At 40.7% G+C, this 24,562-nt stretch carries 26 protein-coding genes; 15 read left to right on the top strand and 11 right to left on the bottom strand.

Annotated elements, in window-relative coordinates; genetic code table 11:
* Positions 1 to 114 precede the first annotated feature (114 nt).
* Together HCZ11_RS01205 and HCZ11_RS01200 are read left to right on the top strand one after the other, a co-directional pair.
* Entirely contained in the window at positions 115 to 1,245 is a 1,131-nt protein-coding gene (locus HCZ11_RS01205) for a PepSY domain-containing protein (protein WP_167657397.1), read from the top strand.
* A gap of 35 nt (positions 1,246 to 1,280) precedes the next feature.
* Positions 1,281 to 1,544 carry a hypothetical protein gene (locus HCZ11_RS01200; RefSeq protein WP_167657396.1) on the top strand — a complete coding sequence of 88 codons (264 nt, stop codon included), beginning with the start codon at positions 1,281 to 1,283 and terminating at the stop codon, positions 1,542 to 1,544.
* 123 nt (positions 1,545 to 1,667) lie between these two features.
* Here the strand turns inward: HCZ11_RS01200 and HCZ11_RS01195 are convergent, their stop codons facing one another.
* Entirely contained in the window at positions 1,668 to 2,804 is a 1,137-nt protein-coding gene (locus HCZ11_RS01195; RefSeq protein ID WP_167657395.1) for a serine hydrolase, read from the bottom strand.
* 129 nt (positions 2,805 to 2,933) lie between these two features.
* Positions 2,934 to 3,743 (bottom strand): sulfite exporter TauE/SafE family protein, encoded by an 810-nt coding sequence (locus HCZ11_RS01190; RefSeq protein WP_167657394.1) that lies wholly within the window; start codon positions 3,741 to 3,743, stop codon positions 2,934 to 2,936.
* A gap of 380 nt (positions 3,744 to 4,123) precedes the next feature.
* Between HCZ11_RS01190 and HCZ11_RS01185 the strand changes: the two genes are divergently transcribed.
* A complete protein-coding gene (locus tag HCZ11_RS01185; RefSeq protein WP_167657393.1) occupies positions 4,124 to 5,101 on the top strand; it encodes a DUF1852 domain-containing protein in 978 nt (325 codons plus the stop codon).
* Positions 5,102 to 5,112: 11 nt separating this feature from the next.
* Positions 5,113 to 6,150: a methionine synthase gene (locus tag HCZ11_RS01180; RefSeq protein ID WP_167657392.1), complete on the top strand. Its 1,038-nt coding sequence runs from the start codon at positions 5,113 to 5,115 to the stop codon at positions 6,148 to 6,150.
* A 205-nt stretch (positions 6,151 to 6,355) separates the two neighbouring features.
* Here the strand turns inward: HCZ11_RS01180 and HCZ11_RS01175 are convergent, their stop codons facing one another.
* The 3 genes from HCZ11_RS01175 to HCZ11_RS01165 are packed head-to-tail and all read right to left on the bottom strand — an operon-like array spanning position 6,356 to position 7,555.
* Entirely contained in the window at positions 6,356 to 6,589 is a 234-nt protein-coding gene (locus HCZ11_RS01175) for a hypothetical protein (protein WP_167657391.1), read from the bottom strand.
* 7 nt (positions 6,590 to 6,596) lie between these two features.
* Positions 6,597 to 7,112, bottom strand: a complete 516-nt coding sequence (locus HCZ11_RS01170; protein WP_167657390.1) for a hypothetical protein — start codon at positions 7,110 to 7,112, stop codon at positions 6,597 to 6,599.
* Between the two features lie 29 nt (positions 7,113 to 7,141).
* Positions 7,142 to 7,555, bottom strand: a complete 414-nt coding sequence (locus HCZ11_RS01165) for a VOC family protein (protein WP_167657389.1) — start codon at positions 7,553 to 7,555, stop codon at positions 7,142 to 7,144.
* Between the two features lie 620 nt (positions 7,556 to 8,175).
* On the opposite strand from HCZ11_RS01165, the gene HCZ11_RS01160 reads away from it, so the two are divergent.
* Complete coding sequence (locus HCZ11_RS01160) at positions 8,176 to 8,511, top strand: hypothetical protein (protein WP_167657388.1); 336 nt, start codon at positions 8,176 to 8,178, stop codon at positions 8,509 to 8,511.
* Positions 8,512 to 8,791: 280 nt separating this feature from the next.
* On the top strand, positions 8,792 to 9,268 hold the full coding sequence (locus HCZ11_RS01155) for a hypothetical protein (protein WP_167657387.1): 477 nt from the start codon (positions 8,792 to 8,794) through the stop codon (positions 9,266 to 9,268).
* A gap of 3 nt (positions 9,269 to 9,271) precedes the next feature.
* On the opposite strand, the gene HCZ11_RS01150 is transcribed toward HCZ11_RS01155, so the two are convergent.
* Positions 9,272 to 10,477 carry an anhydro-N-acetylmuramic acid kinase gene (locus HCZ11_RS01150; protein ID WP_130052910.1) on the bottom strand — a complete coding sequence of 402 codons (1,206 nt, stop codon included), beginning with the start codon at positions 10,475 to 10,477 and terminating at the stop codon, positions 9,272 to 9,274.
* A 259-nt stretch (positions 10,478 to 10,736) separates the two neighbouring features.
* Here HCZ11_RS01150 and HCZ11_RS01145 point away from each other — a divergent pair, with 259 nt between their 5' ends.
* From HCZ11_RS01145 to HCZ11_RS01135, 3 genes are all read left to right on the top strand, one after another.
* The gene (locus HCZ11_RS01145) at positions 10,737 to 13,472 is read left to right on the top strand and encodes a TonB-dependent receptor (RefSeq protein WP_167657386.1); all 2,736 of its coding nucleotides are present in this window, start codon (positions 10,737 to 10,739) and stop codon (positions 13,470 to 13,472) included.
* A 158-nt stretch (positions 13,473 to 13,630) separates the two neighbouring features.
* A complete protein-coding gene (locus HCZ11_RS01140) occupies positions 13,631 to 14,626 on the top strand; it encodes a hypothetical protein (protein WP_167657385.1) in 996 nt (331 codons plus the stop codon).
* Positions 14,616 to 14,849 (top strand): helix-hairpin-helix domain-containing protein, encoded by a 234-nt coding sequence (locus HCZ11_RS01135; RefSeq protein ID WP_167657384.1) that lies wholly within the window; start codon positions 14,616 to 14,618, stop codon positions 14,847 to 14,849. The genes HCZ11_RS01140 and HCZ11_RS01135 overlap by 11 nt, the downstream gene beginning before the upstream one ends.
* Here HCZ11_RS01135 and HCZ11_RS01130 read toward each other — a convergent pair.
* Together HCZ11_RS01130 and HCZ11_RS01125 are read right to left on the bottom strand one after the other, a co-directional pair.
* The gene (locus HCZ11_RS01130; RefSeq protein WP_167657383.1) at positions 14,846 to 15,688 is read right to left on the bottom strand and encodes an SMP-30/gluconolactonase/LRE family protein; all 843 of its coding nucleotides are present in this window, start codon (positions 15,686 to 15,688) and stop codon (positions 14,846 to 14,848) included. The genes HCZ11_RS01135 and HCZ11_RS01130 overlap by 4 nt on opposite strands.
* A gap of 11 nt (positions 15,689 to 15,699) precedes the next feature.
* Positions 15,700 to 16,107 carry a hypothetical protein gene (locus tag HCZ11_RS01125; RefSeq protein WP_130052915.1) on the bottom strand — a complete coding sequence of 136 codons (408 nt, stop codon included), beginning with the start codon at positions 16,105 to 16,107 and terminating at the stop codon, positions 15,700 to 15,702.
* 185 nt (positions 16,108 to 16,292) lie between these two features.
* Between HCZ11_RS01125 and HCZ11_RS01120 the strand changes: the two genes are divergently transcribed.
* The 5 genes from HCZ11_RS01120 (at position 16,293) to HCZ11_RS01100 (ending at position 19,809) form a co-directional block, all read left to right on the top strand.
* Complete coding sequence (locus tag HCZ11_RS01120) at positions 16,293 to 17,324, top strand: NADP-dependent oxidoreductase (RefSeq protein ID WP_167657382.1); 1,032 nt, start codon at positions 16,293 to 16,295, stop codon at positions 17,322 to 17,324.
* A 51-nt stretch (positions 17,325 to 17,375) separates the two neighbouring features.
* Positions 17,376 to 17,993: a glutathione S-transferase family protein gene (locus HCZ11_RS01115; protein WP_167657381.1), complete on the top strand. Its 618-nt coding sequence runs from the start codon at positions 17,376 to 17,378 to the stop codon at positions 17,991 to 17,993.
* Positions 17,994 to 18,058: 65 nt separating this feature from the next.
* Complete coding sequence (locus tag HCZ11_RS01110) at positions 18,059 to 18,562, top strand: GNAT family N-acetyltransferase (RefSeq protein ID WP_167657380.1); 504 nt, start codon at positions 18,059 to 18,061, stop codon at positions 18,560 to 18,562.
* A 9-nt stretch (positions 18,563 to 18,571) separates the two neighbouring features.
* The gene (locus tag HCZ11_RS01105; protein ID WP_130052919.1) at positions 18,572 to 18,988 is read left to right on the top strand and encodes a hypothetical protein; all 417 of its coding nucleotides are present in this window, start codon (positions 18,572 to 18,574) and stop codon (positions 18,986 to 18,988) included.
* Between the two features lie 125 nt (positions 18,989 to 19,113).
* Positions 19,114 to 19,809, top strand: coding sequence for a class I SAM-dependent methyltransferase (locus HCZ11_RS01100; RefSeq protein WP_167657379.1), 696 nt, complete (start codon positions 19,114 to 19,116; stop codon positions 19,807 to 19,809).
* Between the two features lies 1 nt (position 19,810).
* Here the strand turns inward: HCZ11_RS01100 and HCZ11_RS01095 are convergent, their stop codons facing one another.
* The 3 genes from HCZ11_RS01095 to HCZ11_RS01085 all read right to left on the bottom strand — a co-directional run bounded on the left by HCZ11_RS01095 (position 19,811) and on the right by HCZ11_RS01085 (position 22,775).
* On the bottom strand, positions 19,811 to 20,680 hold the full coding sequence (locus HCZ11_RS01095; RefSeq protein WP_167657378.1) for a diguanylate cyclase: 870 nt from the start codon (positions 20,678 to 20,680) through the stop codon (positions 19,811 to 19,813).
* 129 nt (positions 20,681 to 20,809) lie between these two features.
* Entirely contained in the window at positions 20,810 to 21,478 is a 669-nt protein-coding gene (locus HCZ11_RS01090) for a response regulator (RefSeq protein WP_130052922.1), read from the bottom strand.
* A complete protein-coding gene (locus HCZ11_RS01085) occupies positions 21,471 to 22,775 on the bottom strand; it encodes a DUF4118 domain-containing protein (RefSeq protein WP_254869047.1) in 1,305 nt (434 codons plus the stop codon). Before HCZ11_RS01085 ends, HCZ11_RS01090 begins: the two co-directional genes overlap by 8 nt.
* Positions 22,776 to 22,957: 182 nt before the next feature.
* On the opposite strand from HCZ11_RS01085, the gene HCZ11_RS01080 reads away from it, so the two are divergent.
* Entirely contained in the window at positions 22,958 to 24,412 is a 1,455-nt protein-coding gene (locus HCZ11_RS01080; protein ID WP_167657377.1) for a TrkH family potassium uptake protein, read from the top strand.
* Positions 24,413 to 24,562: the final 150 nt, after the last annotated feature.

Raw genomic sequence — 24,562 nt, 5'->3', positions numbered from 1 at the left:
ATCTGATCTTTTTATGATCAACTGTGACATTTTGCCGCATTGCTCAGCTCAACCAATTTATGAAATAATATTCATTGGCGTGTTGAATAAAGCCAGTAATTAAAGAGGTCTGCAATGCTAAACTGGCGAAAATTACACCGCCGTATTCATAAATGGCTTGGCCTGAGCCTTGGCTTATTGTTTTGTATTATCGCACTATCAGGTTCGTTATTAGTATTTTACGATGAACTTGATCAAGGCTTAAACATCTCTTCGACTAAGTTGCAAAACAACGCTTCTGCTAACTTTAATAACGCACTGGATACCCTACGCAAACAATATCCTGATAAACAAGGTAGTTGGCGCTTTGAAGTTACCCCACAGGCAAAGTTAATTCCTGCTCGGTATTACAATCCTCCTGAAACAGAACATCTCGAATTTGCTCCGATGATGGTATGGCTTTCAAGTGATGGCAATTTAATTCTACGCCGCGATTATTGGGGTCAATATTTAATGACCTGGCTCTATAACCTGCATTTCACTTTACTACTAGGTCAAACTGGAACTTGGCTTTTAGGTTACGTGGGGTTAGCTATTTTATATTTGTTAGTTAGTGGCTTATTTGCATGGTGGCCTAAGCAGGGACAGTGGCAAAAACAACTTAAGTTTAAAAAGCGTTCATCTCGTATTGGGATGCTTTACGATTGGCACAAATTAATAGGGTTAACTTTTTTAGCGCCATTAGTCATTTTAACAGTGACAGGGATTATGCTAGCACTCCCTAAAGAGTCAGCTGCAATTTTAACAAAAATAACAGGGCCAATAGATACTGTGGAAACTCCTGTAAACCACTATGGTGTTCTGGCAGATAACCCCCCTATTCAACCCAATGCAGCATTGAATTTAGCGCTTGAGGTTTTACCTAATTCTCGAGGAGCATGGATAGAAACACCCGCAATGAAGGGTAACCCGTTTTATTATCGAATTAGAGTGCAAACAAAAGAAGACCCATCGCAACGCTTTCCACATAGCTATGTTTATATAGACGCCAATAGTGGTGAAGTTTTAAAAGTGTTTGCTTACCAAGAGCAAGGCAACAGCAACACAGTTTTAAATTGGCTTCATCCTATACATGATGGCAGTTTTCTTAATTTAAGTGGGCGTATTACATGGTTATTCAGTGGCTTGGCTGCTTTTGCTCTATTTCTATTAGGCTCTATGAGATGGCTATCCCGCAACCAATACAAATCTAAGCCACGAGATTAAATTAGGCTCTTAGTTTGGCGCGCTTGGCAAGAATGATGGCGCGATCTGAGAGTGATTTTAAACGTAAGCAGCAAGATGTTATCAGCGAACAAAGCCTTACTGATAAGGTGTCGAGGGTTATGTTTAAAACCTTATCGCAAGAGCAAATTAGCATTGAGCATATTGCCTCAGACCTAGCACTAAGCAAACGTTCACTACAACGAAAACTAACAGCTGAAAAGCAAAGTTTTCAACGGTGTTACAACAAGTTAGAATGGATCTTGCACAGCACTATTTGCTGCAAACTGAGCGACCAATAATCGAATCGCTTTTTTACTCGGTTTTAGCGAATCTAATTCGTTTGTTCGCGCTTACAGTAGCTGGACGGGTGTTTCTCCCGCCCACAAACGAACACAGCTGAGGCATTAACTAGCTTTATAAGACTATTTTGTCTGTAGGATGAGATAGTCACTCATCACTTTTTCAAGCTGGCCGTAGTCTTTTTGCTGAGTAACCGCGCCTGCTATCACTACCTGCGATGTTGGTTCAAACATCACCAAAGTGCCCCAAAAGCCACCATGTTGATAAACCAAGGTGCCGTTATATTCTTTTGCAAATACACCTAAACGATAAGGGCTATCTGCAGGCAAACCTTTATCCGATAGCATGAGTTCAAGTGTTTCTGGGTGTTTGAAGACCTTACCTGAAAATAAAGCATGATAAAATTTAGCCATACCGATTGGGCTGGCAACAAGCCCACCGCCACCATATAAGTCGACTGTAGGGCTCCAATTAAAGGTGTCGGTGCCATGCAAGTATTGATGCACGCGTCGAGACTCATCCACAGCAACCGTATCACCCTGTTCCCAGATCACATTTTCGATATGATTTTTATCGAAACTTAAGTATTGTCGAACCGCTTCAGGTAGCGGTAAATCTGTCACTCTTTCAATAATATGGCCGAGTAACACATAACCGGTATCTGAATATGAGAAACGCTGACCAGGTTTACCAATTGGGTCACCCCACTCTACACACCTTTTAATTTGCTCGCGCATCGAAATATCTTGCTGTGGATTTGCCATAATGCCAGCTAAATACTGCTCGCTTTGGGCATGATCGTATAACCCTGCCGTATGACTCAGTACTTGTTTTAGCGTCATTTTATCTAGGGCATAGCCATCGCTTTCAAGAAGCGTAAAAAAGTCGTCAGAAATTAATTTATCGATCGTTGTATCAAGGTTTAATTTACCTTCTTCATGCAAACGAAGCACCGTTGCTGCAGTGAAGGTTTTGGTCACACTGGCAATTCTAAATAAACTATTTGGGTTAATAACTTGCGGCGCATTTTCTTTACTTTGCTTTGCCGTTGAAAAAGCATGTCCATCATCAACAATCACATGAAGTGCAAAACCAGTAAGGGGGGGGGGTTGGTTTGCACTGAGAATTTGCCCCATTAAAGCATGGTGAGTCTCGAGAGGTTTTGTTGGCTCAGCAGTCACTGGCAAAGCCATTAGTGATAGAGCAACAAATAAAGAGCTTAGCGTTTTTTTACTTGTTTGAGAGCACCGACGATCCATAGCATATTCCTTAAAAAAGAGTCCTTAAATAGCGCCTACAGCTTTCGAAAAAAGGCAGTTAAGCAGCCTAAAAACTGCTTAACTGACATTAACAAACGACTTTCGTCTTGTCGAATTAATACGTTAACACTATTTAGCTAGCATATTCACAGCCATAATAACCAGCAGCCCTGCAAAGATTTTCTTGATGGTAGAGACAGGTAAATGATGCGTTGCTTTTGCACCTAATGGCGCGGTAAACCACGAAGTACAAACAATCCCAAACAAGGCAGGCAAATAAACAAAACCAGCAAAGCCTTCTTCTAGCGCAAAGTACTGACTACCTGAACTGATGTAACCCACTGAGCCAAATAACGCAATGACAATACCGCACACCGAAGCACAGCCAATGGCTTTTTTCATATCGACCGAGAAAAACGTAAGTAACGGCACAAGTACCGCACCACCGCCAATGCCAATCATGGCAGAAAGCCCCCCTGTGATGGTTGTATAAAGTGTTAAAAGGCTTTTATTAGGTAGCGAGCGTGTTGTTTGGCTGTCGTTTTTACTGCTGAAAATCATTTTTAATGCAATAAGCACCACACTCACAGCAAACACTATTCGCACCACATTTGCGGGTAATAGCGAAGCCAAAAAGCCACTGATAAGGGCGCCTAGTGCAACCCCAGTCATCACCCACGGAGCCAATTGCCAAGGCACATTGCCATTTTTATGGTGAGCGATAGCTGATGACGTTGAAGTAAAAAGAATTGAGGCGAGCGATGTAGCAATCGCCACCAGCACCACTTGCTCTGCAGGTAACACCCGAAAGTGCAGCAAGATCATGCTTAAAATAGGCACAATTACCAGGCCTCCACCTATTCCTAATAGCCCAGCTAAAAAGCCCACCCCGCTACCAAGTATGGCGCAAGCGATAATAAGCACGATTAATTCATTCATTGTATTTGTCTGTGTTGTTGGTTTAGGGAGACGAGTATATCAACAATAAAGTACGAGGTTGCTCTCAAAAGTAGGGTTAAGTAGTGAATATTACTCACGTTTTATATGAAATTACTGCAACTCTAACAAATCAATTTAGAAATCTAGACGTCCAAAGTGACTTTAAAGTATTTTTTCACTATCCCTTCCTAAATGTTTTACTAAAACAGCAAATATTTATGAATCTGCCTCATGTTTTACCTGAAATAAAAACGTTTTTCTTCATGGTGATGACCACGTATAAATTTATTAGCGCTGCAGAGCAACCTAAGGTTAATGACCTAGCGATTTAAGGAAGGTGAGCAGCAATCATTTATCTCAGGACTTTTGGATACATTGCCATGAACAACGATTTCAGATTTACAATTAAAAGCATTTGCCTCGACGAAAATTATCATCCGTCAAACAGCACTCGGCTTACAACAAACTTTGCAAACCTAGCTCGCGGTGAAAGTCGCAAACAAAATTTACGTAATGCATTAAAAATGATTGATAGCCGCTTTAATGCGCTAGCAAACTGGGATAACCCCCAAGGCAACCGCTACTCAGTTGAACTTGAGATCATCTCTGTTGATTTAGAAATTGCACAAAGCACAGAGGCATTCCCTTCAATTGAAGTATTGAAAACTAATATCATTGATCACCAAACTAATGAACGCATCGAAGGTATTGTTGGTAATAACTTCTCATCTTACGTGCGTGATTATGATTTTAGCGTACTGCTGCTAGATCATAACAAAGAGAAAAGCGAATTTAGCATTCCCGAAAACTTTGGTGACTTACACGGTAAACTCTTTAAATACTTTATTGACTCAGAGACTTACAAGCAGAACTTTAAAAAACCACCGGTTATTTGTTTAAGCGTATCTGATAACAAAACGTACCATCGTACAGAAAACCAACACCCAATTTTAGGTGCTGAGTACCAACCAAATGAGTCGTCATTAACCGAGCAATACTTTAAAAAAATGGGCTTGCAGGTGCGCTATTTTATGCCACCAAACACAGTTGCTCCGCTGGCGTTTTATTTCTTTGGTGACTTGCTGAACGATTACACCAACTTAGAGTTGATCAGCACGATTAGCACCATGGAAACATTCCAGAAAATCTACCGTCCAGAAATTTATAACGCCAATGCCGTGGCGGGTAGCTGCTATCAACCAAATTTAAGAAACGCCGATCACTCTATCACGCAAATTGTTTACGACCGTAAAGAGCGCAGCCAATTGGCGATTGCACAAGGTAAATTTACTGAGCAACACTTTATTAAGCCTTATCAATCTGTACTTGATAAATGGTCTGCCAACTACGCGATTTAAAGAGAGTAAAAATGAAAAAGTTATTACCAACATCGACAGCAGGCAGTTTACCAAAACCAGCTTGGCTCGCTGAACCTGAAACCTTATGGTCGCCTTGGAAATTACAAGGTGCGGAGCTTATCGATGGCAAACAAGACGCGCTGCGCGTTGCCTTACAAGAGCAACATCAAGCTGGCGTTGATATCGTGAGCGACGGTGAGCAAACACGCCAGCATTTTGTGACGACCTTTATCGAACACTTAAATGGCGTTGATTTTGAGAACCGTAAAACAGTGACTATTCGTAACCGTTACGAAGCAAGTGTTCCGAGTGTAATTGGCCCGGTTTCTCGCAGCAAGCCGGTGTTTGTGGAAGACGCCAAGTTTTTACGTTCGCAGACCAAGCAACCAATAAAGTGGGCATTACCAGGGCCTATGACCATGATCGACACCTTGTATGACGAGCACTATCAAAGCCGTGAACAACTAGCGTGGGAGTTTGCCAAAATTCTCAACCAAGAGGCGAAAGAGCTCGAAGCTGCGGGTGTTGATATTATTCAATTTGATGAGCCTGCGTTTAATGTGTTCTTTGATGAAGTTAATGACTGGGGCATTAAGTGCCTAGAAAGAGCAATCGAAGGCTTAAAGTGCGAAACCGCCGTACACATTTGCTACGGCTATGGTATTAAAGCCAACACAGACTGGAAACAAACACTGGGGAGTGAATGGCGTCAATACGAAGAAGTATTCCCAAAACTTCAAAAGTCGAATATTGATATCATTTCGTTGGAGTGCCACAACTCACGCGTCCCCATTGAGCTATTAGCGCTGATACGTGGCAAAAAAGTGATGGTGGGTGCCATTGATGTAGCAAGCAATGAAATTGAAACCCCTGAAGAGGTTGCGCAAACATTACGCGAAGCCCTTAAATATGTTGATGCAGACAAGCTTTATCCATGCACAAACTGCGGTATGGCCCCCCTCCCTCGCCAAATAGCAAACGCCAAACTCAATGCATTGAGTAAAGGCGCAGAGATAGTCAGGCGGGAGGTTTTAGAGGCTAAGGGCTAGGAGCTAGGAGCTAGGCTCTAGGATTAGTTAGCGAGTTACTAGGGGAAAGGGGAAAGTTACGAGGAGCGAGATGCGCTTCTACCTCGCCTCTCGTTTCTCGTAAAAATTTATCAATGACGCGGCATAAAGCCGCTGCTACAACGTAGGCGTGAAACTTGTTTCGCGCGCCGTTTTCCCTTGAGATTATAACTAAGAGGCTCAGGGTTTAATCAGGCACTGAACTCACAAATGCTCGAAGCCTTTCAATGGACTCTTTAGAATTAATTACACCATCGGCAAGATCTTCAAATATTCGTATCACTTCATTTCTCAATCCGAACGGGACGGCCTCTAAAGCGCTGACGTCACCTCCAATATGGCTAAATGCATCATTGATATCATCGAAGGATTGCTCATCAAGCGAGTTTAAGATTAGCTCTTTTCTTTCTTTATTATTCATCATTACTCTATTGTGAATTTGCAGATGTGTAATTAGTTACAACATTTAACCCAAAAATATTTTCTTGAACTGTAATAGCTAATTGATCACCAACGGCTTGTGACTGCCAAAATTTTTCGCTCACATTTAAATTAAATGGTCCAAACTCAATTGGAGAAATGGCCAAAATATTTTTCGAAACTCTCCCTGTGCTAATTCTTTTGTCTACTATTTCCGTAATGACAGTCTTAGGCTCACCTATAAGAGTATGTAAATTTAAGAAGCCGACCACGGTAAGCAAAATAAACATATAAGTCGTTCTTAGCTGACTTCTGAAAAAACTCCTTTTATCTACATAACTATCCCAAAGCTCGGATGGGTTTACTTTCTTATGTAGTAGTAACCCTACGATAAAACCTATCAATGCACTCGCAAAAACAAGTTCAACACCGTAGAACATTTTATCAATCACAGCTATTGAGAACCAAATAGCTGGAATAATAAAAACAAACCATAAAAATTGAGAAGCAGTATTTGTTTTCATTGAGCGACTCCTAATCCCTCCAGCCATTTTTAACCTTTAGAGTGTTTAAGCTCAAGTAAGTCCCATTTATTGCCGTATAAATCTTGAAACACCACTACGGTGCCGTAAGGCTCTTCTCTTGGTGATTCATTAAATACAACACCTTTACTTTTCATACTGTTGTAATCACGCCAAAAATCATTGCTGTGTAAAAACAAGAATACTCGACCACCGGTTTGATTACCAACAGCGTGCATTTGCAGCTGATTACTGGCTTTTGCAAGCAACAGGTGTGTGCCATTAGAACCCGGTGGCGAGACTAAAACCCACCGTTTACCTTCACCTAAATCGGTATCTTCGACCAATGTAAATTGTAATTTTTCGGTGTAGAAGGCTATGGCTTCGTCGTAATCATTAACCACCAATGCAACACTGCCAATGTGTTGCTTTATCTCATTTTTCATTACAAAACCTTGCTGCACATATCCTATTTGGCTTATCAGTGTGCCTATTAAAGAAATACAAAACAACTGGTTAGTTGTCTGGGGTAAGTTAGCGAGTTTCTAGGGGAAAGGGGAAAGTTGCGAGGATCGAGGTGCGAGGTTCGAGTCCTTGTCGCCATAAATAGCGACTTACATTGTAGGTCGGGCTTTAGCCCATCAGTTTTTAAATTTAGTCTGAACCTGATTGTGTAGCAGTGATTTCACATCGCGTTTTACCTCGCCCATCGTATCTCGCATCTCGCCTCTCGTATTTCGCCTCTCGTATTTCGTTTCTCGTATTTCGTTTCTCGTATTTCGTTTCTCGTTTCTCGTTTCTCGTTTCTCGTAATATTTATCAATGACGCGGCATAAAGCCGCTGCTACAACGTAGGCGTGAAACTTGTTTCGCGCATCCTATCCTCTAACGACTATCCTCTAACGACTATCCTCTATCAACTAACTCCTACGTCCCCATAATGCTTTTAAACCAACCCGTTCAGAAAGAGTTAATCCAAAAGCTGCAAAATTGAATTGGCTAGATTAATTATTTTTTGCTAGATTTCAGTTGTACCCAATGGATGGGCTAAAATTGAGGGATTAATATGAACGAATTTGATATTTTCATCAGAAATATTGTTTTAGATTGCATTCGTGAACAAGGAACTTGCAGCAACCTTTGCCAAGAAGATGATCAATTAACTTTCTATGTTGACATTGAAAATCACGATAATGTGATAGCTCGCAAGCAATTTAAGGTCACTTATCCAATTAGCTACTCTATTAAGTCAGCTCTCATACATGAAATTGATTTACTTAGATATTTAGATTCAGGTGAAATCAGAACACCGTTTACGACCGACATTGTCGAAGTTCTTAAATCTGAGTTACAAGCGTTTATGTTTAGCAACAAACCCCGTGGCGAATACCATATTTGCTAATCACGAGTTATAGCCTGATAAAAGCGATTTATCAGGCTTATAAAGCCTAAATGGTCGATAATTACATGCTTTTGAAAGAGCCTCTTTTCGCAATAACGACTAATAAACGCAATTTCATTATCAAATATGTTGAGACTTATATCCGACCAAAACGAATCAAACATTCAACTTTTCTCTGTTTTTGAAATAAATAATCCGTAATATGACAATAGTCATAATTCTGTAATTTAACTGATCAATAATTGACGCTAATTTAATCAGCTAACGTAATGAAGAAGTAATGGACAGTGCCTTGGTGCAACTTTCGTTTGCACTCCCCTCTAGTGAAGACCCTTTATGTGCTGCACTTGCGCATACTATGGAATATGAACAATTGCATTTTGCGGCTAATGAGCAAAAGCGTGTTGTATTTTGTTGTGTGCTGCCAGATGATGCCCATGAAGGTGATGTGATCTCAATCAGTGCAACACGCCCTGATGCCCGTGAGTCAGCGTATTTTACTGCGCACACTTTAACGCAACACGATCTAGAACAGCACGTTATTATGCTTACCTTAGAAAACGTTACTCACAGTGGTGAATTTGTATTGCAATTAATGCTACACGGTATGCATGCAACACTTAAAGACAGCGCCCAGTTTGATGTCAGCATTGCAGCGAGCACGTCACCAGAGCTGTTAACTTCTGAGCAAGCTAAAAACCATGGCTTACGCCATTACATCAGTCATATTGGCGCAAGCTTTTTAGCCTTTTTCTAGGCTCTAATCAGCAAAGCTAATTTTACCCATGGTAATATCGGGGATCCCTTGCTTGGTATTACCAAAGCGTTGTTGTCCACCCGACAAACATTCGTTAGCTAAAATAGCAAATAACACAGCTTCTTTTGCATCTGGATTTATACCCAACGAATCAGTGTTATTGATTACTGTAAGTTCTGGGCAATGAGCCAAAATAACTTGCATTAATAATGGATTATGAACCCCACCACCACTGGCGTATACAGCCACATCAGTTAAGCCTTCACTGCATTGGTTAATTGCTTTGGCAATCATGACTCCTGAAAACTGCACTAAAGTTGCCATAACATCAAAGTGCGATAACGCTTGCGTATTTGAACGTGCTTGTGCCGCTGCTAAATAGTCTAGATTAAACACTTCTGGGCCTGTGGTTTTTGGAAACCCTAAACCAAAAAATGCATCATCACACAGCGCATTGAGTAAAGCTTCATTTACCGTACCTTTTGTTGCAATAGCGGCATCTTTATCATAATGAAGTGGTGCGAAGTAACGCTGAACATAGGCATCCATAATGGTATTGCCTGGGCCAATATCAGAGCTAAAAACCGCTCGTGCATCAGCAGATTTTGGTAAGTAGGTTAAGTTGGCAATGCCGCCCATGTTTAACAATATGCGGTTTTCACTAGTACTTGTGAAGTACAAATAATCACCATATACAGCAAGCGGCGCACCTTCACCACCCGCTGCTATGTGTTTTTGTCGAAAATCACCTATGGTGGTAATGCCTGCAGTCACGGCTAAATGATCGCTATCACCAATTTGTAAAGTTGCATTGCCATATTCTTGTCGCTTGTGTTGGTTTTTAGGGCAGTGATAAATAGTTTGTCCGTGGCTGGCAATCACATCAACAAGTTCTTTTGCTACTCCCCAGCTGGCTAACGTTTTGGCAACCATTTCACCATGTAATTGGCCAATCCAAGGGTTGAGTAAGACGACTTCTTCAAGATCACACTCGCGCTTGGCGAATACGCGTTTTACACGCATTTTATAATCATCGTCGTAGTCAACCGTAGTAAACTTTAATACTTCTACACGAGTGTCCATACCCTGCCCTGATACTTCACACAGCGCAATATCAAGACCATCCAACGAGGTACCACTCATTAGACCAATTATTAATTTTTTTTCTTTCTTAGCGCTTAAATACAGTTTTTCAATATGTTGATGCATAAATAAATCACTTAAAATCAGCTTATTAGATGTAAATAAGCGGGTTGATGGTATGGAATAGTTTATATTTTAAAATAATAGATTTAAAGAATAATTATTGCAAAGACTTTTAAATTGCTTTAAAACTGTACCGGTGAGCTCCCCAAAAGGAGAACACAGAAGCATCATAACAAAAAGTATGACTCATTAAATTAACTAAATGGTCTAGGTCACACACCAACCTGCGTTGATTTAAATGATAAAACGCAAGGGAATCATCATGAAAGCAAATACATCTACAGGGCATCGCTCACTATTGCTGCTCTCACCTTTAGCTCTCGCTGTAAGTTCAGTAATAAGTTATGCCCACGCAGAAGAAGCCACAGAGGCGAAAAAACCTGAAGTGATCACAGTTACAGGTTCACGTATTCAACGTACCGAGCTGGTCTCAAGTAGCCCAGTGGTTAGCGTTGATGAAGCACAAATTCATCTAGACCGTGCTGTAAACGTTGAAGATATTACAGCAAAATTGCCACAAGCTGCAGCAGGTGCAAACAGCACAGGTGCCACAGTCGGTGACTCATTTGGCTCATCAACCATAGATTTACGCGGTCTTGGCCAAAACCGTACATTGGTACTTATTGACGGCACTCGCGCCGTACCATTTAGTTTTCGTAATTCGGTTGACGTAAATACCATTCCTGCCGGGTTAATTAAACGCGTTGATGTCTTAACAGGTGGTGCAGCAGCGGTTTATGGTGCTGATGCCGTAGCCGGTGTTGTTAACTTTGTTCTAGACGATGATTTTACTGGCGCCGAGTTCTCAACTAGCTATGAAAGTGCCGACGGCGGTAACGAAAAGCTTAACTTCGAGGCTATTTTTGGCGGTGATATCGCCGATGGCCGTGGTCATGTAACAGGCTACATTGGCTATACCGAACGAAAAGAGCTATTAGCCGGTGAACGTGACTATGCACTTGAAAACTCAACGGCGATGATAAACAGCGGTGGTTATTATACTGACGTTGCATCTGGCAACAGTATCGGTATTGCAGATTCAGGTGCTGTAACAAGTGAGCGCCCAACAGCTGATTTCACTCCTGATCGTTATTTAACTCAACCGATGGACCGTTTTTCTGCGGGTTTATTATTCGACGTTGATGTCAGCGACAGTGCCATTGCCTATGGTCGCGCAATGTACTCTAAAGTTACCGTTAATGGTGCTGGCGCAAGTGGCCAAACCCCAATTTTTGTTAACGAGCAAGTAACCCTAACCCAAGACAATGCATATATTCCTGATGAATTACGTGATCAACTAACGTTTGACAGTGAAGGTAATGCCCTTGTTAATGTTGAGCGCAACTTAGGCTTAGGTGTACAACACACTGAAGCTGTGCGTGATTCAATGCAATTTCAGCTGGGTCTAAAAGGCGATATTACTGACTACCTATACTATGACATATATGGTCAGTACGGAAAAACTGACGAAGTAGCAACCATTTACAATAACGCTTACCGTAATGATAACAGTGGTAATAGCCGCTTTGCTGCCCTTGCAAACTCTGTAGATATTTTTGATCCCAACCACGACTTCAGTGACTTTAGCGACCCACTGCTATATACCACTCGCGACCGTACACAAAGCGTAATCTCAGCAACGTTATCGGGTGATTCTGGGTTCTTATTTGAGTTACCTGCTGGTGCTATCGACTTTGCAGTCGGTTATGAATACCGTAAAGAAACCGGTAAACAAACACCGGGCGATGCATTCAGAAATGGTACTAGCTTTGCTTCTATTAGCGCATTTGATATGGATGCAAGTTTTAGCTCAGAAGAGTTCTACGCTGAGGTATTGGTGCCAATTTTGGTTGATCAACCATTTGCCGAAGAGCTTAGCTTTGAAGGTGCATACCGTATTTCTGATTACTCAAATACCGAAGCTGAAGATACTTACAAGTTAGGGATCAACTGGGCGATTAACAGTGACATTCGTATTCGAGCAAACCGCTTAACCGCATTTAGAGCGCCGAACTTAGGTGAGTTTGCCAGCCCAATTACAGCTCTTTCGTTATCGTTATTCGATCAAAACAGCGATCAATTTGTACCAAGACTAGCAGGGCGTTATAACGGCGATCCATGTTTACTAGGTACCGGAGATGCAACCCAGTGTGCTGCGTTTGGTGCACCACCTGTTGGCACTGAGTTTGATTCAAGCACGGCAGAATATACCTATGGTGGTAACCCGAATATTAAACCTGAGCAAGCCGAATCAGACACCTTGGGTATTGTTTATACACCTAGCTATTTAGAAGGCTTTGATTTATCACTCGATTACTACAGTATTCGCGTAACAGATGCAGTAAGCCAAATTCAGCCTGGTGCTGCACTACAGAGCTGTTATGTTGACGATCCAAATCCGAATAACCCATTGTGTGGTGCGGTACTTCGTGATCCAAACACTGGTTTTATTAGCACAGCCATCGTTAATGACTTTAACTTAGCTGCAATCGAACAAGAAGGTATCGATGTTGCAGCAAATTATGTGATTGATGCGCCAGAGCAAATGGGTGGTCGCTTTAGATTCTCTTACCAAGGTAACTTTGTTACTAAACAAACACGCCAAAACAACAGCACTGTAGCCGAAGTAGACTGTAAAGGAACCTATGGCAGCGCCTGTTCAGGTGACTTTGCGAGTATCTTACAAGCCGACTATAAACACCGCGCAAGCATTGATTGGCAGTTAGATAACATGAACTTCCAACTAGGCTGGCGCAGAATCGGTGAAGTAGAGTATGCTGTCGAGCGTTCAGAAACAATCTCAGCACAAAATTACTTAGATTTTGCCGCTGCATGGCAAGTTAATGAGGAACTTGCTGTTAACTTTGGTGTCGATAACTTATTAGACCGTGAACCGCCAACACCTGAGGTAGGCGCAAACCACTTTAACACCGTGAGTGATTATAGTGTGATTGGCCGCTCTGTCGGTGTTTCTCTGAGATATGCTCCAAGTTTTTAATTAATCCTACTGTTTTAGCTACACAGGATTGATCCCCTCAAGCGCACCCTGCCCGGTGCGCTTTTTTATTTCAAGTAATAACTACTTTAAGAATAAAAAGGGACAACGAACAAATTGTTGTTTAAGATATGAGCGATAGAAGCTACAAGGAAGATGCTATGCTCAAATCAATAAAGTCAAAAATTCCATTTATTTTTCTAATTAGTATTAGTCTTTTTTGGGGCATTTATTACCAAGGAAATCATCCACTGAATGACTTTGGGAATGCAAACTTTGAATGGTTATACCTACTAGATGCACTGATAGTATTACCTGTACTTTGCTTAATATTAATTAAAAATAAGAAAGAAGCGGCTTTAAAAGCAGTGGTATTGTGCTCACTCGCTATTTTAATCGGGAGTTACATCATTCCCGAACAAAACAAGTTTTTAATGAATTACTTAGAGCATGCTCGTTATGGGCTTTTAGCTTTGATTGTAATTTTAGAGCTCAGCGCTCTCATAACTGTGTATCTGGCAATAAAGTCCGCTTTAAGCCAGCAGACCGATCCAGATATAGCTATAGCAAGGCCAATTAACAAGCTTTTCAAACAAAACACAATTGCAAACTTTTTATGTTTCGAAACACGGATGTGGGCTTTCTTATTTTACGCTAAACACATTAAACCAAGCTATTTCACTGGTGAACAACATTTTAGTTACCATAAAAAAGATGGATCACAAGCTAACTTACTTGGCTTTATTTTTATAATCTTATTAGAGTTGCCTATGATGCACTTCTTTTTGCACTTTATATGGTCACCATCAGCAGCAAACATTATCACTGGTTTAACTATTTTTAGCCTTTTATTCTTTACTGCAGAGTACCGTTCGGTTGCAAGGCGTCCTGTTTCTATTAGTAAATCGCAACTCATTATTCGCTATGGGCTATATCCTGCATACAATATTGCTTTAGCAAATATCAAAACTATTGATTTAAATACCGGTTTCATTGCACGCGCTCGAACAATCAAACGCTATAATTACTCTGGCTATCCAAATATTAAAATCACACTTAAAGAGCCCCAGAATGATATCGACACTGTTTTTCTAGGATTAGATAACCCTCATCATTTTATAGACTCCACTAACAAGGAACAAAAACATGCCATTTAACGAGCAAGAACGCAGCGCGCTTTTAGCACTTAAAGGTGTGGGGCCTACGGTTCTAAAACGTTTTGAAGAAATGGGCATTGAATCATTTGAGGAGTTAGCTGGGTTTGATGCAAACACCATTGCTGAGCGAGTAGCGTCAATGCTACATTCAAGTTGTTGGCAGAATAGCCCGCAAGCAAAGGCGGCAATCACCGCCGCTATTGCGCGAGCAAAGCAAGGCTAAAGCTCAATCACTTCTATTGCACCACGTTTTTGCATGGTGACATACACTCTGCTTTGCATATCGTCGAAGGCCAAATTAGTTGGATGCTGACCCTTTAACTTATAGCTATTTAACACCTTGCCGCTAGGCGAGACTTCAAGCACCTTTCCAGCACCATAACGAGTAATAAACACATGTCCTTGATTATTAACACGCATACCGTCCAAGCCATGATCAGCAAACTTAATCAAAACTTTTTTATTACTTATGTTTAGGTTCTCATCCAAGTCATATTGCCAAACAACTCGCTGCACACTCTCATTCACATAAAGCTTAGTATTTTCCTTGTTAACAGCAATTCCATTGGTGGTACCCATGTTTTCCTCAAGCAATTTAGTGCTGCCATCAGCATTAATACGCCACAATTGACCCGTTTCGTTCGCCCAATTAGGGTCACTTGCAAACAGCCCCCCAGTTTTGGTGATAGCAATGTCATTGGGTTGATTCATGTTGCTATTATGAGCGAAGACTTCTGCTTTATTGCTGCCTGCAGGTACTTTTAAAATATTGTGGTTAACATAATCGGCAATAAACAAATTACCGTGTGAGTCAAACTGTAGGCCATTGCCAATGCTATCATTTGGCAAACGAACAAATAACGAAGTTTTGCCCATGTTGTCTACGCGGCCAATAGTTCCTTGCTGAGCATAGTTCACCGCATATAAGGCACCGTTATGCATAGTCGGTCCTTCAACGCCTTGCGTGAAAACGTTATCTTTAACAAAATCTTGGCTATCAACAGCAAAGGTTAAAGGTGAGCTTAATAGTAATGTAATAGCCAGTGGCTTAAGTAATTTCATGGGCTATCCTTTTACTCATTTAAACTCGTGTAAACCGCTAAAATCGGATATTCGTTTTCACCAAAAGATAAGGTCAATGAGCGTTTTTCGCCATCATCTAACTTAATACCTTCGTCAAAACTCAGAGGGTGTACACGACGCCCATCAGCAAACAACGCCATAATATGGTCGGCCTGTAAAATACGCGAGCCTGATGCTTTATTTTCAATAGTCACAACAGCTAAACGGCGACCACTTTCACTGCTCATTAATACACTATGGACAATGCTAAATTGGCTCTGTTTAGGATAACGCTTGGCATCATTCTCAAATGAAAAAGCACTGCCAGAGAGCATCACTGGATCCACTGACAACACATCAGTATTTGCTTGAGTACTGGTTGCAAAAAGCGCTGAAAAAAATAGTAAAGTACGCTTCATATCAATCCTTTAATGAGCTTCAACTAAATTTAGCATACACCGTTCCTAATTCCCGTGCAAAACTGATTATTGCAGCTGAGGGATTGTCATTATTTATATAGTTACAATTTCATTGTTGAATTTTGTTCCTTTGTCCTCACAACATTAGTAAACCTCTTTTTTACACCTGGCAGTAGGAGCCAAGTATGTCTGATGTTCAAAATCGTCAATTTATTCTAGCCTCCCGCCCAAATGGGCAAGCAAACGAAAGTAATATTCACTTAAAAACAACCTCTATTGCAGCCCCTGAAAAGGGTGAGGTTCTGTTAAGGACCATATATTTATCTCTTGACCCTTATATGAGGGGTCGAATGAGTGACGCAAAATCTTACGCCGACCCTGTAAAAATTGGCGATGTGATGGTTGGGGCAACCGTATGTCAGGTAGAAAAATCAGCTCACCCTGATTTCACTGAAGGTGAGTGGGTGCTCGCTTATACAGGTTGGCAAGAATATGCAATTAGTAACACTGAAGGTCTAATGAAACTTGGTGAGGCCCCCAGTAATCCATCATATGCACTTGGCATTTTAGGAATGCCAGGTTTTACGGCTTACATGGGGCTGCTTGATATTGGCGAGCCAAAAGCTGGAGAAACTGTCGTTGTCGCGGCAGCAACAGGACCAGTAGGTGCAACCGTTGGACAAATAGCAAAAATCAAAGGCTGCAAAGTTGTTGGTGTTGCAGGTGGTAAGGAAAAGTGTCGACACGCCGTTGAGAACTTAGGTTTTGACTACTGCATTGATCATAAAGCCAATGATTTTAGTGAACAGTTAAGCAAAGCATGTGATAACGGCATTGATGTTTACTATGAAAATGTGGGTGGTCATGTATTCGATGCTGTTTTACCGCTGTTAAATACTAAAGCACGAATCCCTCTTTGCGGCTTGGTATCACAGTATAACGCAACTGAGTTACCTCCAGGTCCAGACCGTTTATCAATGTTAATGGGGCAAATACTAACTAAGCGTATTAAAGTACAGGGCTTTATTGTTTTTGATGATTACGGCCACCGCTACGCAGAGTTTGCCAAAGACATGCAAGCATGGCTTAGTGAAGGAAAGATTAAATATAAAGAACACATGGAGCCAGATTTTACAAATACTTTAAATGCCTTCAACGCGATGTTAAATGGTGAAAATTTCGGCAAAACAGTTGTTCAAGTGCAGCAACCTTTATAACTTTATTAAATACTTAGCGCTGCAGAGCAGCGCAACTTAAAAGGATTACTTATGATAAAACTTCACCACTTAAATAAATCACGTTCAAAACGTATTATTTGGCTACTAGAAGAGCTAGGTGTCGATTACGATATTATTGCTTATCAACGTAACCCAGAGACATTCCTTGCACCTGATGAACTAAAAGAGATTCACCCTCTAGGTAAAGCACCGGTGCTTGAAGATGGCAAAAAGATAATTACCGAATCAGGGGCTATTACTGATTATCTAATTACTACTTATGGTGAAGGTAAATATATGCCAGCCCCAAAGTCTGAGGAGTATTTTAGTTATCAGCAATGGCTTCACTTTGCAGAAAGTTCAGCTATGGTGCCTTTATTACTAAAACTGTTTATCACTAAAGATGGTTGTAAAACTAACTTTATAGCTGATTATGCTGACCATGAAATTGGCAAAATTTTGAGCTATGTAAATCAGCAATTAAAAGGCAAGCAATACCTTGTTGGTGAGACGTTGACTGGCGCTGACTTTATGATGTCTTTTGTTATTGAAAAAGTCGCCGAATCTGGCGTGCTAACACACTTCCCAGAATTATCGCGTTATCTAGAACAGCTCAAAACACATGAAAGCTATCATACAGCCAATGAGTTAGAAGAAAAATACGGATGATAATAGACAAAGGTACGTTATAGTGCCTTTGCACCTTTCGCTTTAATAGCATTACAAGGATAGTTGTGATCACGCTACGAAATTTTATAGAGTCAGATACCGAGCAGCTTATCGCTATACTTAACGATAAAGATGTAACTCAATATCTATCAACTAAAATCCCTTCTCCATATACTGAAGAGGATGCCTTATGGTGGATAAATGAAGGTAGCCAAGGTGAACTCGTTAAAGCGATTATATTTAACAACACACTTATTGGCTGTGTGAGCGTATTAGCCGGCGAGTTTGAGTTCAATCGCTCAGGTGAGTTAGGTTACTGGCTGGCAAAAAAGTATTGGCAACAAGGGTTTACTACAAAAGCAACATCTATGCTACTTGATACTGTTTTTACTAAAACCAATATCACCAGAGTGTTTGCCTATGTGTGCGAAGATAACCTCGCTTCAATGAAGTTATTGCAAAAGCTAGGGTTCGAGCAAGATGCCATTTTAAAAAATGCGATGTTCAAGCATGAGCAATTCTTTAATGCGCATCTCTTTTCATTATTAAAGCCTAATAATCAAAACTAAAGGATGAGCATGAGTAAAGCACTAAAAATACTTTGGCATGTTGGTGCTGCTATTTTTTGGGGGTTTAGCACTCTAGCGTTACTTATTTGGGGTATTTCATCTATCACACCAAACTGGTGTGGTGAAGAGCAATATGAGGTGTTCTTATCACCAGATAAAGATAAACAAGCCGTGGTATCAGTCATAAACTGTGGTGCTACAACAAACTATGAAACACTGATATCTATCAGTCGCGTAGCGCAACCAAGCGACCAAACTATCTTGCTATCACTAGACGGGCACCCAAGTAACAACAGCTACAAAGTTACCTGGACATCGAATAACGACATTAAACTTACTGATTTTGAATTTTCAAAGCTATTATCGTTTCATAGTCGAAACACTGTTGGCGATATAGCTCAGTCTCACATTCAACCTAAAAATTAAGTGAATTGGTATGCTTTAAATCACCATTTCACTTGAATTTCTCATTAAGCAACTTTTAAAGTTACCTAAAACAAAGTAAGCTAACCACTTCTGTAACACTAAAAGTTACCTATTGGGTTTTTACTATGCAACAACACGAAGTCACCGCCTTATTTGATCAACAAGCAGCTAATTACGATTCACAGTGGCAAAACATGGCACCTATTAGCCAAGCCTTGTATTTTATGATGTCGCCTTTATTCTGCAAACTGCCAAGCAATGCGTATATTCTCTGCGTTGGAGCAGGTACCGGAAATGAAATTTTGCATTTAGCACAGGCATTCCCAGCATTTCGCTTCACCGCTGTCGAACCCTCGACTGAGATGCTCAAAGTATGCAAACACAACTTAACGCAAGCAGGGCTAGCACAACGATGCCAGTTTCATAATGGTTATCTAAGTTCACTCAAAAACTTAATACCCTTTGATGCAGCAACAGCCGTATTAGTGTCGCAGTTTATTGTTGATGAGCCAAAACGGGTGGCATTTTTTGCTGATATACATAAACGTTTAAAAACTGGTGGGTTACTGATCAGTGCAGACTTAAGCGCCAATCAAAGTGCCGAAACTTACCCAGAGCAGCTTAGTCACTGGTTAAGTGTTATGTCATCAGCCGCAGTCAGCCCTAAACAAATTGAAAAAGTAAAACAGGCTTATGAGAATGACGTTGCGCTAAGAGAAACTCAAGTCATTGAAAAAATTATCGCCGCGTCGGGCTTTACGAGCGTTTATCCTTTTTATCAAGCAGGCCTAATAAAAGCATTCACCGGTGTCAAAGGTTAATTTAAACCGTACAAACTCGATTGCGGCCTGACTTTTTAGCCTGATACATGGCTTGGTCAGCCCTTTCGATTGCAGTTTCGATATCATCATTGGCATTTATTAGCGCGACACCAAATGAGCCAGTTACATTAATGTGTTTATCATTGCCAATTTCGATTTTTAAAGTTGCAACGGCTGCTCGCAGTCGCTCAGAAAAGGACTTGGCACCTTCAAGCTCTGTGTGTGGTAAGCATATTAAAAACTCTTCGCCGCCATAGCGATACAATTGATCGTACTCTCTTAAGTGGGATTTAATGCATTTAACAAGCGCTATTAACACTTTATCACCCGCGCCATGGCCAAACTCATCATTCACACGCTTAAAGTGATCAAGGTCGATCATTATTAGCGCACAGCTCAAAGATTTACGTTTACAAAGTTCCTGCTCTTTTTGTAGGTTTTCAACTAAGTTTGCTCGGTTTGTAGCACCGGTTAAAGGGTCGCGGGTGTGTAACAGTTCATAAAGCTCATCATTGATAGCTTCAAAATAATCTCGCAAACTATCTAAATCAGTATGAAATTGGTCCAATAAATTCACAGGAATAGCTGAATTAGACTCTTTTAACGATGATAGGACTTTGGCTCCTTGATGCATTTTTTGATGCGCTGAAGCGATTTCTGAAAAATAAGGATGAAGGTTTAGGGTCTGCTCAGGAAGTTTATTGAACCATTGCCCAAAGAGACAAAGATTATGAGCATTATCGCTTAAGTCTTGATCATCTGCGGGTATATCTGCAATTAAGCTCCTTAATAAGTTTCTATACCAAGATTGATGCCATTCTATGGCTTGCTCGATTTCTCCGATAACGTCTTCGAGCTGTGTATTAGACAATGAACTGATTCCTTGCCCAGTATTTTGATACATAACCAATGAATAGACTTCCACTTTATTATTGTTATTTCCTAAAACATTACCTAAGTAGAGTTACAAACTCAACTTAAAGGAATGTAAAGAGATAATTTATTCAACTAAGCGGTAACCTACAGCAGGCTCGGTTAAGATATGTTTAGGGCTCGCTGCATTTTTTTCTAGCTTTTGTCTTAACTGACCAATATGTACACGTACATATTCAGGGCGATTAATATACTGCTCTCCCCACACCTCAGATAAAATAGCGTTATGCGTTAACACCTTGTCTTTTTGCTGAAAAAATAACAGCAAAATAGCGTATTCTTTTTTAGTTAATTTTACTTCTTCATCGCCTTTGCGGACCACATGCTTATGTGGGTCTATATGAATATCACCACACTTAAGGGTCAGGCTTGGTGTTATTTGCGTGCGTAGAAGTACCCGTATCCTAGCTAACAGTTCGTTTGCACTAAATGGTTTGGTCAGATAATCATTAGCGCCGTTATCAAGGGCGGTGACTTTTTCTGTTTCGCCGTCACGTGCAGAAAGTACTAGCACAGGTAGCAAACTCCACAGCCTAAATTCTACCAGCCAATCTTGCCCATCCATATCGAGCAAGCCTAAATCAAGCAATACTAAATCAAACTGCTGCTGGCTTAAAAGCGAAAACGCATCAAGCCCTTTGGCGCATACACTAACCTCATAATTACTAGCTTTTAACAATGTTTTTAAAAAACTTTGCAGAGGTGGTGAATCCTCTAAAACCAAAATGTTAGCCACGGCGGTTACTCCAAATTAATATAGCTGTTGCCTGCTTTGTTTGCTCATTGAGGGTTAATTCAAAACATCCTTGGTGACATTTAGCAACCACATCGCAGATCACACTACCTAAGCCAACCCCTTCATCTTGACTCGTCTCATACTTATTATCAAAAGAATTGGTTAACACAATTTGGTACTCATTTTCCGTTTCAATAAATTGTATGCTTGCCGAATCATCACCGTAGCGAGCAGCGTTCTCGAGCATATTAGCCAAGGCAATTTCTAGTAAGGTTTCATCCCCAAAACAGATGCTTTGTTGCTGAGCCTCGATGCGAAGTTTAAAGTTTTCTAGTTGTTGCTGACGGCGTGATTTAGCTTCGCTAATTAAGGTCAAAATGGGCAGTTTTTGCCATTTAATATTCTCAGCTAACTTATTAACTTTACTGAGCTCCATTACTTTATCAAAGTGCTGGTTAAGAATTTTACTTTGCTCATAAATATTAGCTGCTTGCTCTTTGATAACCTCTGAGCTTAGTTGAATATCATCATCGGCCAACATGCTCGATGCCCCCATTATGGTCGCTAATGGCGTTCGTAAGTCGTGAGATAAACTACGCAATAAGGTGTTTTTTGACCTTTCTAGCTCCGCCTGTACTTTAATCGCCGCAGATTGTTCACGAAGTAAGGTTTTTTCCTGAACCTGATACAATAAAGAGCACGCCGTATTTGCCAAAGCGTGTTGCTCAGCATTGAGTGCTTTAGCAAACGCGATACCGCCAAATTCCGCTTGATGTTCATTTAAATAAATAAACTGCTTAGATGCTATTAACTGCCAATCACACGCAACCCCTAAATGCGCAGCCATGGTTTTTAAAAACAGCTGCTTTTGTTCCTCAAGGCTGTCGAGCTCATTGAGTTTTTTAGCTAATTCATACAGCAAGCGACTATTACTTGCATGGGCTTGCACATCGCGAACCTTGGTATTGAGCTCCCCTGCAAGGTGGCTTATCACTAAACCCACAATCAACATCACCAAAAAGGTAACCACATATTCAATATTTTCGATATGAAAAGTAAAATACGGCACCACATAAAACCAGTCCGTGCAGGCAACACTTACTAAGGTGGTAAGTGCTGCAACACGGCGATTACTTTGAACCGCAACCCATGTCACCCACAGAAGCTGTAGCATGACAATATCGGTGGTTGTAAACAGTTCTCGAAACGGAAATATCGCGAGCACCACCACAAGTGGCATTAACACACTTAAAAATGCGGCTTTTAAATACTGTATTTTGAATACTGACTGCATCATTTTTTCACTTATTTTTTGTCCCTATTAGATTAAAGGGTTTTCAATTTTGTCACTATAAAGTTTTTATAAAGTTTTTTTATCTCGGCATAAAATCTTTATAAAGCTTTCACTCTCTCTAAAGACATCGGCTCCTACTTGAATAACATGCTGGTTTAATAGCCGTTCATTAAATCAGTAAACATATGATCAATTGGAAAATCACATTTCGATTACTCGCTTTCCCTATTTTGTGGATGAGCATAGTGCAGTTGATATTTGCAGCTTTATCGGCATTTTTATTTAAAGATAATGTATCTGTGTCATTCCTATTACCTGCGTCAATAATGCTTTTTACAGCAAGTGTCATACTGTTAAAAACCCAGCATGTTGATTCATCACTTGCCAACTTTAGGGATGCACTGATTTATGCGACAGCCACCTGGTTGATTGCTGGCTTTTTAGGAGCAATTCCAATCATTTTAGTCACCAAAGTGACCTTTACAGACGGCATCTTTGAGTCGATAAGCGCATTAACAACCACCGGCGCTACAATACTGTCTGGCTTGGATGATTTACCTCGTACATTTTTATTATACCGCCAGTTTTTACAATGGATGGGAGGGCTCGGCATTGTAATTTTCGTTGTGGCTATTCTACCTATGCTTAATATAGGTGGGATGAAACTCTTAAAGGCCGAAACACCTGGACCAATTAAAGATGAAAAGCTATCGCCTCGTATTGCAAACACGGCGCATTACCTATGGAGTGTATACTTAAGCATAACCGTGTTATGTACTGTCTCTTACTATTTTGCAGGCATGACCTTTTACGATGCAATCGCTCATGCGCTAACAACCGTTTCAACGGGAGGATTCTCAACCCACGATGCCAGTATGTGGTTTTACAAAAGTCATTTAATTTTATGGATCGCCAACTTATTTATGATTGCAGGAGCTATTAATTTTGCCCTGCACTTTAGAGTCGTCCACAAACGAGCGCTCGGTAGTTACTATGCTGATGAAGAAACTCGTTATTTTATATACATCATTACTGCCCTTTCAGCGTTGTCGGGCGTTATTTTATACAGTCACGATACCTACTCCTCTATTTTTGAGTCATTAAGTTTTTCAGCCTTTCATATCGTGTCGTTTATAACCAGCACAGGGTTTGGTGCTGCAAATTTTACTGAATGGCCAGAAGCTGTCGGATTTTTACTTATCATCACCGGCTACTTAGGTGGATGCGCGGGCTCAACAGCTGGCGGAAATAAAATCATCAGAAACATTCTTGTGGTTAAAATGCTCAACTATAACTTTAAACAACTTCTTCACCCCCGCGCTATATTCACCATTAAGTACCAAGGCAGCCCTGTAAAAGATGACGTACTTCATGCCGTTATGGCATTTATGACCTTTGCCGCAGGATCAAGCATGCTGTTTACATTATTGCTGATGTTTACTGGGCTGGATTTTTGGAGTGCATTTTCTGCAGTTGCAGCATGTGTCAATGTTCTCGGACCGGGGTTTGGTGAAGTAGGCGCTAACTTTGCGCCAGTTTCAGACACAGGAACATGGATATTAACCGGCGCGATGCTTGTCGGTCGTTTGGAATACTTTACTGTTTTTGCTCTTTTTACGCGTACCTTTTGGAGGAAGTAAAAACACAACTGTAATGTGTCTTTATAAGCCTTTTGAGCATATAAATGCATCTTACTTATGATCTTCTTTGTTCACAGGACTGATTGATAAACAAACCACCAATCCTGTATCTATTGCTAAAATGAAGCTTTTTTAAACTTTGCTATCTTC

It is taken from the genome of Pseudoalteromonas sp. HF66 (assembly GCF_011806445.1).
In the GTDB taxonomy this organism is placed as follows: domain Bacteria; phylum Pseudomonadota; class Gammaproteobacteria; order Enterobacterales; family Alteromonadaceae; genus Pseudoalteromonas; species Pseudoalteromonas apostichopi.
This window is presented reverse-complemented; position numbering and strand designations above follow the sequence as displayed.